This is a genomic window from Vibrio sp. 947, from assembly GCF_033339115.1.
Classification (GTDB): domain Bacteria; phylum Pseudomonadota; class Gammaproteobacteria; order Enterobacterales; family Vibrionaceae; genus Vibrio; species Vibrio alginolyticus.
Genome location: NZ_JAWOTX010000041.1, coordinates 23,815 through 32,696 on the forward strand (window position 1 = coordinate 23,815; position 8,882 = coordinate 32,696).

At 38.5% G+C, this 8,882-nt stretch carries 12 protein-coding genes; 8 read left to right on the forward strand and 4 right to left on the reverse strand.

Translation table 11 applies throughout. The features are described 5' to 3' along the window. Positions 1 to 48: 48 nt before the first annotated feature. The 4 genes from R7Q39_RS27955 to R7Q39_RS27970 all read left to right on the forward strand — a co-directional run bounded on the left by R7Q39_RS27955 (position 49) and on the right by R7Q39_RS27970 (position 4,029). Positions 49 to 543, forward strand: a complete 495-nt coding sequence (locus tag R7Q39_RS27955) for a hypothetical protein (protein ID WP_318077146.1) — start codon at positions 49 to 51, stop codon at positions 541 to 543. Between the two features lie 103 nt (positions 544 to 646). Then, the gene (locus R7Q39_RS27960; RefSeq protein ID WP_318077147.1) at positions 647 to 2,065 is read left to right on the forward strand and encodes a hypothetical protein; all 1,419 of its coding nucleotides are present in this window, start codon (positions 647 to 649) and stop codon (positions 2,063 to 2,065) included. A gap of 139 nt (positions 2,066 to 2,204) precedes the next feature. Next, entirely contained in the window at positions 2,205 to 3,449 is a 1,245-nt protein-coding gene (locus R7Q39_RS27965; RefSeq protein WP_318077148.1) for an ERCC4 domain-containing protein, read from the forward strand. Beyond that, positions 3,439 to 4,029 (forward strand): hypothetical protein, encoded by a 591-nt coding sequence (locus tag R7Q39_RS27970; RefSeq protein ID WP_318077149.1) that lies wholly within the window; start codon positions 3,439 to 3,441, stop codon positions 4,027 to 4,029. Before R7Q39_RS27965 ends, R7Q39_RS27970 begins: the two co-directional genes overlap by 11 nt. A gap of 615 nt (positions 4,030 to 4,644) precedes the next feature. Here the strand turns inward: R7Q39_RS27970 and R7Q39_RS27975 are convergent. From R7Q39_RS27975 to R7Q39_RS27985, 3 genes are read right to left on the reverse strand one after another with little or no spacing between them, the layout of a single operon-like run. Continuing rightward, positions 4,645 to 4,866 (reverse strand): hypothetical protein, encoded by a 222-nt coding sequence (locus R7Q39_RS27975; RefSeq protein ID WP_318077150.1) that lies wholly within the window; start codon positions 4,864 to 4,866, stop codon positions 4,645 to 4,647. Positions 4,867 to 4,896: 30 nt separating this feature from the next. Next, on the reverse strand, positions 4,897 to 5,436 hold the full coding sequence (locus tag R7Q39_RS27980; RefSeq protein WP_318077151.1) for a hypothetical protein: 540 nt from the start codon (positions 5,434 to 5,436) through the stop codon (positions 4,897 to 4,899). Further along, a complete protein-coding gene (locus R7Q39_RS27985) occupies positions 5,436 to 5,765 on the reverse strand; it encodes a hypothetical protein (RefSeq protein WP_045592117.1) in 330 nt (109 codons plus the stop codon). The genes R7Q39_RS27980 and R7Q39_RS27985 overlap by 1 nt, the downstream gene beginning before the upstream one ends. A gap of 120 nt (positions 5,766 to 5,885) precedes the next feature. On the opposite strand from R7Q39_RS27985, the gene R7Q39_RS27990 reads away from it, so the two are divergent. From R7Q39_RS27990 to R7Q39_RS28005, 4 genes are all read left to right on the forward strand, one after another. Next, entirely contained in the window at positions 5,886 to 6,107 is a 222-nt protein-coding gene (locus R7Q39_RS27990; protein ID WP_045592118.1) for a hypothetical protein, read from the forward strand. Between the two features lie 221 nt (positions 6,108 to 6,328). Then, entirely contained in the window at positions 6,329 to 6,922 is a 594-nt protein-coding gene (locus R7Q39_RS27995; RefSeq protein ID WP_116921310.1) for a hypothetical protein, read from the forward strand. 13 nt (positions 6,923 to 6,935) lie between these two features. Continuing rightward, positions 6,936 to 7,313 carry a hypothetical protein gene (locus tag R7Q39_RS28000; protein ID WP_318077152.1) on the forward strand — a complete coding sequence of 126 codons (378 nt, stop codon included), beginning with the start codon at positions 6,936 to 6,938 and terminating at the stop codon, positions 7,311 to 7,313. A 113-nt stretch (positions 7,314 to 7,426) separates the two neighbouring features. Beyond that, entirely contained in the window at positions 7,427 to 7,858 is a 432-nt protein-coding gene (locus R7Q39_RS28005; protein WP_051141194.1) for a DUF350 domain-containing protein, read from the forward strand. 61 nt (positions 7,859 to 7,919) lie between these two features. Here the strand turns inward: R7Q39_RS28005 and R7Q39_RS28010 are convergent, their stop codons facing one another. Then, on the reverse strand, positions 7,920 to 8,582 hold the full coding sequence (locus R7Q39_RS28010) for a hypothetical protein (RefSeq protein WP_318077153.1): 663 nt from the start codon (positions 8,580 to 8,582) through the stop codon (positions 7,920 to 7,922). Between the last annotated feature and the right edge of the window lie 300 nt (positions 8,583 to 8,882).

Consider the following 8,882-nt stretch of genomic DNA (forward strand, 5'->3'; position numbering starts at 1 on the left):
ACGGTATCTAACGGTAGTTTCAATAAACCTACCAAACCAGGACTTGCAATGTATTTGTTTAACCATTTATTTATGTCCAGATTGATCGCCATTATCGCCTGTGTGTTTGGTTATATGTATTTTACTACGGTGTTATCTTTGGACTCTTTGTTAACAAATACAGATGATGCCAAGCCAGTAATTGAATTTTTAACACTTTGCCTTCCTTTTGCAGTCTTACTCCCGATTGTTTCATTCGCGAACCCTTTTTTGGTTCAACCACTTCATCAAGCATTAAAGTATCAGACTCCCTTATGGAAAATGAAGGCTCTAAGTTACAGACATTCTTTGCGCAAGTCGTTCATGAGAAACAAGATTTATTGCGGTTGGTTTGGGGTCATTAGAATCATTAGGATTGAACGGCGGATTCTCCTTTATGTAAAAGCAGGTGGTATCTGGGAAAGCGATAAGTACAGAGCAAACCCACTTTTTGTATACTATCTGATCAAATTTAAAGGCTACGAAGCAAGCTCAAACGAAGAGTTTTTATATAAGAGGCTGTGATCAATAGTTGTTTTGAAATTAATTATTATCCTATAAAGATAAATTATTTACTTTTACTATAAATGATGTATATTTATAAACATTATAAAGTAAGGAATTTTTTATGTTCACTGTTGACCCCGACCAATTCGAAAACCGAATCCTAGCTGGTTTTGATCTCAGCCCAATTCATGATTGTAATCAAGGTGCAGGAGCTATTTTCTTTCTTGGTCACGATATCCCAGACCTTTTCTCTGAATACCTTGAATCTCTCAGAACCCACAAAAACACATTGATTACTCGCCCAAAGGTCATTGAGCTTGTTCATCACATCTTATCCTTTTATATGGACGAAAATGGAAAGCTTTCTGAGACCCGCTTTGCCTATAAAGAAGTAAAGCGTGATGCTTTAAATATTCTTGAACAATTCAAGAAAGGAGAGTTGTTCGCAATCCTATTTAACCTTGAAGAAATCCCAAAAGAAATCAGCGAAGATATGGTGTACGAGCTGTTCATTAAGGATGGCGTGGTAGACTTGAAATTTCCATTGTTTATGACAAAGTACTTTATGGAAGAGTCCTTACTTTATAACGTCATCAACAACGCGGATTACCCTGTAGGTGATTGCGAAGATATTGAAGGCTGGATCGCTGAACATTCATACTTACCGTTACTTCTTCATAAGGACAAATTGAAACCAAAACTTATCCAAATCATGGAGCTTGGAAAATACGGTGAATATGGTTTTCTTTCTGAGTTAGAGCAGGCGACCAGAACCTTTGGTTCATCTTTCAATGATGAGTACCTATATGACAATAAGCTTGATGGAAAGAACCTTACTGAAGCGGCAGTAGAGCTTGTAATGGAAATTGGATTGGATGAATTATTGAAACTCCCTTGCGATGAGTGTTGGGAAGAAGGCGCTGAAAATCCTGTCCAATTCCAAAATTACACGTCAATCACTATGCTGTTGAACAGCTATCTAAACAAACGACGAGTAAAAGATAAGCTGCAATTGGAAGATGTGTTTATTACCGACATTGCCAATTACGCTATTCAAAACTCAACAAAACCATCTAGCGAAACGCTTCTTGATAGAAATTACTTACCTGAAATCGTTAAGAAGACAGCAGAATTGCTCGATCAATACGAAGGTGAACCTCTTCACTTTAGCACACGGTTCATCAACTCATATATTAGCGTAAGAGGAAATGCTGACCTTCTAAAAGATAATGAAAAGTTCATTGCTAATTGGTTTAGTCGCTGGTCAGATGAAGAAATTGATGGATGGGAGTCATTCATTAATAAGAGAACACGACTTCGTCTGAACGAAAAATTCACGCTTGAAGACTCATTAGACAAAGAGGATTACTACAAGCTTGTACTCCTGTTCGGCAAAGATGAGGTTGATAGCAAACAGTTTGCTGAGTTCTGTAATGAGCACAAATCAGACATCTTTGTTGAGCATGATGGTGAGAGATTCCGACATTTCGACATCGTTCACTCTGGCGGAATTCAATTTTTGTTAAGTAGATACAAATAATCTTAGCGAATGAGGATTATAAGCCGTGGATGAAAATCGCTAAATAAGTTGAAATGAGGACTATTAACCGTGGACTTTGATTTAAAAATAGTCTTGGTTCACGGTTCACTCTCCCTGAACCTCTAAATGGAGCCTTGCTATGCAGTTCAGACCTTGGAAACCGAGTTCTTCAGATGTGTATATACGCTTTTACGTAGTAGGCAGAGAAGGTGAGTTTCTATCCAAAATTGGCAATAGAATTCAAGTAACCTCACCAAGCAATGCCAGAAAGATTGAGATCACTAGATTTCTACACTCTGTGGGAATTGATATTCAAACTGTTGGGCTTAGAGAACTGGCTATACTTCTGGATGAAAAAGGCTTAACACAGTCATCCAATCATACAAGAGGCAGATCATATCATCAGGAGTCTAGATTTAACCAAGCTATGAACAACGTAATTGGAGAGGGGAGATTTAAGAGCCGAAATGCTTTCGGCAAAGATTCGAACTTTTCTTTTAGTGATTCCTCTCTAGAGCAATTGTACAATGAAGCGCTTCATCTTGATGTTTCATCAGCTCCGTTCAAAGACTCCACCAACAAAGACGCTATTGTCCTTGTAGATCATCGAGAACCTGCTGAATTATTCAATAAGTTAAGCAGCACTGGGATTAAGAATGTACACCCGACTTCTTTACCTGACGGAGATATTCTCGTTACTTCTCAGAGCGATCCATCCAGAGTTCTTCTTATTGAAAGAAAAACACTTACAGACCTGTACAACAACATCACCTCAGATAATCACCATGCACATGAGCAAGCTGAGCGCTATTACCGAAGCATGGTAAGCAATGCAAACGAAGGTATTTACATGCAAGTTGTTTGGATTGTCGAGGGTGAAAGGAAAGAACAAGGTCAGATCCGCACACTATACAACGTACTTCCTCAGGTAAAACAGATGGATGGTTGGCTGAATTACATCTCCGCTATTTGCTGCCAGCAGACCATACAGACGTTCAACCTGAATCACACAGCATACATGGTAGCAAAGCTCATCCAGGGCTTTGTTGAGCAATCCTTATACTACCCTGTCAAAGTCAGAAATACGCGAGTAGATATGAGTTCTACTGAGCGTAAGAAGATGAATAAAGCCTTGATCCAATCGGACTCTGAATCCTCTCATAAAGGCGTTATCAGCGCTTCTGATGGCTTAAAAGGAATTTTGGCTATATTGCCTGGCATAAACACCAAAGTCGCCTATGAGCTTGCTATGAGCGGAAAATCTCTAGCGGAAATCGTTAACATGACTGAAAACGAACTTCTTGAGATTAAGGGGATTGGTAACAAGACCGCTAAACAAATTTTTAGAATATTTAACTTAAAAGGTGAGAAGAATGACAACTAAGATCGACATGAACTATGCTTCATTTTGTCTTGAATCAAAAAGAGAATATAGACCAACTGAGCCAGACGACCACCTTGAAGAAAGCGCCTTAACCATCAACGCTTCTTTGTTGGACGATGACGAAGATTCTGAAGAGTTTGAGTCTGTAGATGTAGCTACCATTAATTTTCTTTCGCTTGACAATTATCAAGATGAGGACATTCACCTATTCTTCACATTTGATGCTCACTCTCAACTAGCCTGCAATTCTTTTGAGTATGTTAACCATCATAAAGGAATCATTGAGAAAAAATTCTCGCAAGGCTTACCAATCATTTTCATTACTAGCATTGATGTAGAAGATATCGTTTTAGGCAGTGAACTTGAAGTGATTAAGTTAGCTAATGACTTTTTCAGAAAGCGGTTTGGTGATTCTTATTTTTGTTTTGGTCTGGCTAGCCAGTTCTTCAATTACAACGATGAAGAAAACGCTGTAAATAAGGAGTCGATGATTGCTGCATTAAAAGATGAGGGATTCAGTTTTATCATGCCAGCGAAAGGGCTTTCAGGTACAGAAATAGTGATTCCTGTGTTTAGATAACGCGCTAAGCAACCTTGGCTGGTTTGCTTGATTCCGACCTAATAAAAGAAAAAGTGCAGACCATCTGCACTTTTTCTTTAAAGGAACTCAAAGAACTCTTTCTTTGTTCTAAAACGATACTCCACGCCACCGCTTGACGACCTATCAACAAATCAAGAATTAGGTTGCGGCAAACGATCCAAGAAGCCTCGCCCGATAGTTATATATAGTAACTTTCGGGGTGTATAATGTGTATTAAGGCAGCATTTTGCTGCCTTTTTCACACCAGTAAGATGTGCAGATATAGAGTGTTTCGTATGTATTGTGTATGCGTGTGATGCAACACCTTCCTGCTAAGCCGCTGCGTAGCAGCCTACGGTCTATCAGCGACATCTCTAGCTCAATATACACACCGAACATACACAGTGTGTATAAACACCAGTGAGCCATAGATCATTAGCATTAAAAGGCTGGCACTCACTCACTCGCTAATAAACACACTTTTTACTCTATACTCCGATCAGGGCGGGGAGAATCACAAAGGATTAAGCCTCTTAACTGATCAGTATTCATGCTTTTCCTATTGGGCTTGCTAGAGAATTAATCATTGAAACTAAAACATAAATGTAATAAAAATCACTCATTACGCTTGAAGGGCAAAACATTTGCACCGAGCTGAATATCTTCTTCACTCGATTCTGATTCATGCATCTCACTTAGCACAGCCCCTCTTACGCGAAAGTGATACTGTAGTGAACTTAACAACCAAAATGCGACCACAACGACTAACAATGCAATCAGAAACAGTAAGACCCAGTCTTCTAGTGACATAACACTCAGATAATCAGATAACGACACTCAAACCTCCAATAATTTATGAAATAACAACTAGCCCAAGAAGAATCCCATGTAGTTATCCGCCTGATGCTTAAATGAGTTATCAAAGTAATATTGAGAATCCTTTTTCTTTAAAAACAATTTTTTCATGCCTTTCTCAATAGTGTATACATCTCTGATAGATTCGATTTGCTTTCCGAGACTGTGATCGGCGGACTTGAACAAATCGGCAATGATATTTCTTTCGATTTCAGTTAACACAGGGATTCTCTTTACCCCCAACCCCGAGCAGCCTTGCTTATCAAGTGTTCTTAATTTATGGTCGAGTTCAGGATCGCCCTCCCACTTTTCACGAAAATCCGAATCCTTAATGATTGAGTAATTTAAGTCCGAATCATGCTGAGAGATACATTCAATGTACTTCGCTTGCTTCGAAATGCCATTAATATCTGCGACCACATAATCGTCACTGCAAACTTTAGATAGTCGGAAAGCAAGGCTTTCAAGCATCTTTTTATTTCTTGATGCCAATACACCATAGCTATGCTCATGAGACATGAATTCTGAGCTTACTCTCAATAAAACGTGCATCAGGATTGCTCCGCCACTAAAGACTCAAGACGCTTAATTTCATCATCCAAATCAAGGTACTCATCTAACTTATAGATTCGGATAAATTCAAGACTTAGATCAGGTGTCGCTGATTCAATCAGAAGCTTTAGTGACATCGAGATTACCTGAAATGAAAAACCCGCATCACGAACAACCATTTCATCATTTTCTTTATCCACGAGCACAATCTCATTGATGTCTCGGATAATCTTCAGGTTTTGCTCAGTGCAATTTTGTTCATCCTCCATGAACTCTTGAAGTTCTGAAGGGTACGGAGAAATATTTGGATTAAATAAATTTTTAAGCATGGTGCGCTCCTTGTTTTGTTTTTATTATATATCGTTTTGATTTCGTGTCAATTCCTGTGTTTGACTAATTAATTTAAACAATATAAAGTGTACAAGAAATCAACAATAAAAGGTCAGACTATGGGAATTTTTGATACACTTCTTGGAAGAAAGAAGAAAAAACAACAAGCTCGTAATCGTGCCATTCAAGGGTCACGCTCAAGCTCAAATACCCCTTATGTGAGCAACACGGTAGTGGTTGATGACACGCCTACTACAACAAGCTTTTCTGGGGGTGGCTTCAGTGGTGGTGATAGCGGTGGCGGTGGCTGCGGCGGAGGCGGTGGAGGTGGCGGTGAATAATCTATCACCGCACCTTTAGTCACTATTGTGAAAATAAGCTCTAATACTCGATTATTAGAGCTTTTTGTTATTTTTAGGCATTTCAGAGAATATCATCGGCAAACAACTCTTTTTACAACCCACCACAGCGGAAACGCTCTTATATAAACAAATTTTATAGTTGATTTTAACGATTAAACTTACTAAAATATCAAAAACTTAATCGTTCAATGAGAATAAAAATGATCTGCAAAGGTTTCAAAAACATCCTTTCATTTATGAAGGGAGAAGTCACACAAAAATCAGAATTAGCTATTAGCGCAGACAACGTATTCATTGGTGACAAATATTCACAAATGGAGCTGGTGGCAATTAATTCAGTTCAAGCTAGCCAAAATGCAGCTTTTATCGTTTCACCTCAGTACACGCATGAACTTAGAAGCCACACTATCCCTAAAAATGTAAGTCTGCTTGAAATTGATGCTGAACTTGAAAAAAGTCATGCTGACTATGTTCAAGCGATTGAGAATGCCGTTAGCGAACTGTTAAAGCGCAAGGAAGTCCCTGATGTAATTATTATTGAAAACTGCCAGGTTGACCTCCGCAAGCAATTTGGCGAAGCAATGGATGACATCACTTTACTGTACATTTACCACAGCGGATCTGAAATGACTTCTGAAAAACACAGAAAGTCATCTGGAATTGTTCATCTATTTCATCATGAAGACCCTGCATACATGCTAAGCCACCTTTACGGATTGACCAATACACATTCATACGTAAAATCCTCGACATCTCTCAAACAGCAAGAGTTTGTGATCGTACATATTTCATAAGAATGGATTTGCCATGAAACAGCTAGAGCCTCTTTACGATCTTCACGTCTCTGAATTGGAAAGAGGCACTAGAGTGGAATTTACGATATGTGAACTTTTTGAAGAAAAAAGAGTTATTTCCTCTAACCCCAATTATTCTGATGAAAATCAGATCTTAAAAGAACTCGGAGACTTGCATCATCTTGCATTAGATCTGTTCGAAATAAATGATGATGGAATGCATTTCTGGACGGTTCCTGAGCTTAAGCAGTACTTGAAAAATGGGAGAAAAGGCTCTGGTAGCCTTTTGTACAAACCGAACTGCTTATTGTTTTTCCGCTGTTACAACGTCAGAGATGATGAAGCAGGTCAAGAGGCTTTCTGTCTGAACATTTGCTTTTCTCACCGTTAGCAGGGTAGGAAATCAAATATATTTACAATTTAAAAAGTCTGATGCTTTGCAGTGGTAGTTTTTAATTGTAAAATTAATTCTCAAAATAATTATTAATAAAAACGGAGAATTACATGGTTCAGTTCATAAGTGAAGATTTCAGCATTACTGCATCTTTGATGGGATTAGTTCCTTTTGGTATATACCTTGGAATTTCATTTTTAATGGTATTTTTCTTCTTGTTTCTATACAAGGCGATCACACCATACAATGAGATCGAGCTAATAAGAAATAAATCACAAGCGGCTGCTATTTCGTTAGGTGGTGCTTTGATTGGATTTTCCATCCCTCTAACCACATCAATGGAACAGAGCGTGAATATTGCTGACTTTCTGATTTGGGGAGCTATCTCTGCTTCAGTCCAAATCCTCACATTCTGTTTCGTTCGTATCTTGGTAGGTGATATTGCTAATCGAATGGAAAATAATGAAATTGGTACAGGTATTATTTTAGCAGCAAGCTCAATTACAATGGGTATGCTTAACGCGAGTGCAGCAACATACTAGTCATTAAAATGACAATATCGATTCGTCACTTAGTGCCTCCCAAGGGAGGCACTAACTTTTATTAGCAAACTCGGATTACGAACCCGTTACCGATGCTGCCGATCATATCAAAGCACTCAAGGTCTTTGATTAGAGACTCATGCCCTGTGAAGAAATCGGCATTTTCAATACTTGCAAACTCTGCCAGATTTTCTTTAAACACATCACCGAGTCGGAACAGGTCGCTAGACTCAAGATCCATTTGAGCGCCAAGCTCTGTGAAGCATTCGATAAACTTCTCGAACGACTCATAGCCTTCGTTGATATCGCTAGTACCCAGACCGACGAAAAAGTCAGACTCATTAGCATTACCAAACACTTTATTGAAATTTGAATCGAATGGGGATTCTTTTACAACAAGATAAAGAGGTTCTTTCGCGTCCTTGAAGTAAAGATTACTTAGCTCGTTGATTGCAATCTCATCGCTTGTGGCTTTGTTAGCGTATGTGAAAAGCTCTGTTTCTTCGATGCTATAGCCTAAGAGCTTTTCAAAAACGAAGTAAGTTTGATTAGCAAGATAAACTTCAAGCTCAGAACCCCACCAATTAACCGTGTTCTTACGGTGAATAAAAGCATTCATTGCGGAAGCTAATACACCCCCAATCGCGTGTACATTACCCTCCATAACCAAGCCAAACATTTTGCTGGTATCTTGCTCTGTAGGTAGTGTTACTTCATCATTCATAAGTCATTCCTTATCTCGTTGTTGTTCTAAATATACATAAACAATAAATAAGAGTCAATAAATAATTTACATAATGGCTTTTGTATGTATAATGAATACAACAACATACGAGGGAAAAAACATGTTTCCAGAAAATGATAAACCTTGCCTTTCTATTGGTGCTTTCAAGCATAAAAAAAGCTTCGTTATTACAACAATTGAATCACTCGAAAAGTATGCGGTATCTACCCAAAAGCGCCAAGTGCTCCATCTAAATCTAATGAGCCTAAGCGAAATTAATTTAGGTGGTGGTGAAAGGCG

Coding starts and splice junctions, on each gene's coding strand:
- R7Q39_RS28000 (WP_318077152.1), top strand. CDS start 6,936: ATGAAACAGCTAGAGCCTCTTTACGATCTTCACGTCTCTGAATTGGAA.
- R7Q39_RS27995 (WP_116921310.1), top strand. CDS start 6,329: ATGATCTGCAAAGGTTTCAAAAACATCCTTTCATTTATGAAGGGAGAA.
- R7Q39_RS27970 (WP_318077149.1), top strand. CDS start 3,439: ATGACAACTAAGATCGACATGAACTATGCTTCATTTTGTCTTGAATCA.
- R7Q39_RS27980 (WP_318077151.1), bottom strand. CDS start 5,436: ATGCACGTTTTATTGAGAGTAAGCTCAGAATTCATGTCTCATGAGCAT.
- R7Q39_RS28010 (WP_318077153.1), bottom strand. CDS start 8,582: ATGAATGATGAAGTAACACTACCTACAGAGCAAGATACCAGCAAAATG.
- R7Q39_RS27985 (WP_045592117.1), bottom strand. CDS start 5,765: ATGCTTAAAAATTTATTTAATCCAAATATTTCTCCGTACCCTTCAGAA.
- R7Q39_RS27990 (WP_045592118.1), top strand. CDS start 5,886: ATGGGAATTTTTGATACACTTCTTGGAAGAAAGAAGAAAAAACAACAA.
- R7Q39_RS27965 (WP_318077148.1), top strand. CDS start 2,205: ATGCAGTTCAGACCTTGGAAACCGAGTTCTTCAGATGTGTATATACGC.
- R7Q39_RS27955 (WP_318077146.1), top strand. CDS start 49: ATGTATTTGTTTAACCATTTATTTATGTCCAGATTGATCGCCATTATC.
- R7Q39_RS28005 (WP_051141194.1), top strand. CDS start 7,427: ATGGTTCAGTTCATAAGTGAAGATTTCAGCATTACTGCATCTTTGATG.
- R7Q39_RS27960 (WP_318077147.1), top strand. CDS start 647: ATGTTCACTGTTGACCCCGACCAATTCGAAAACCGAATCCTAGCTGGT.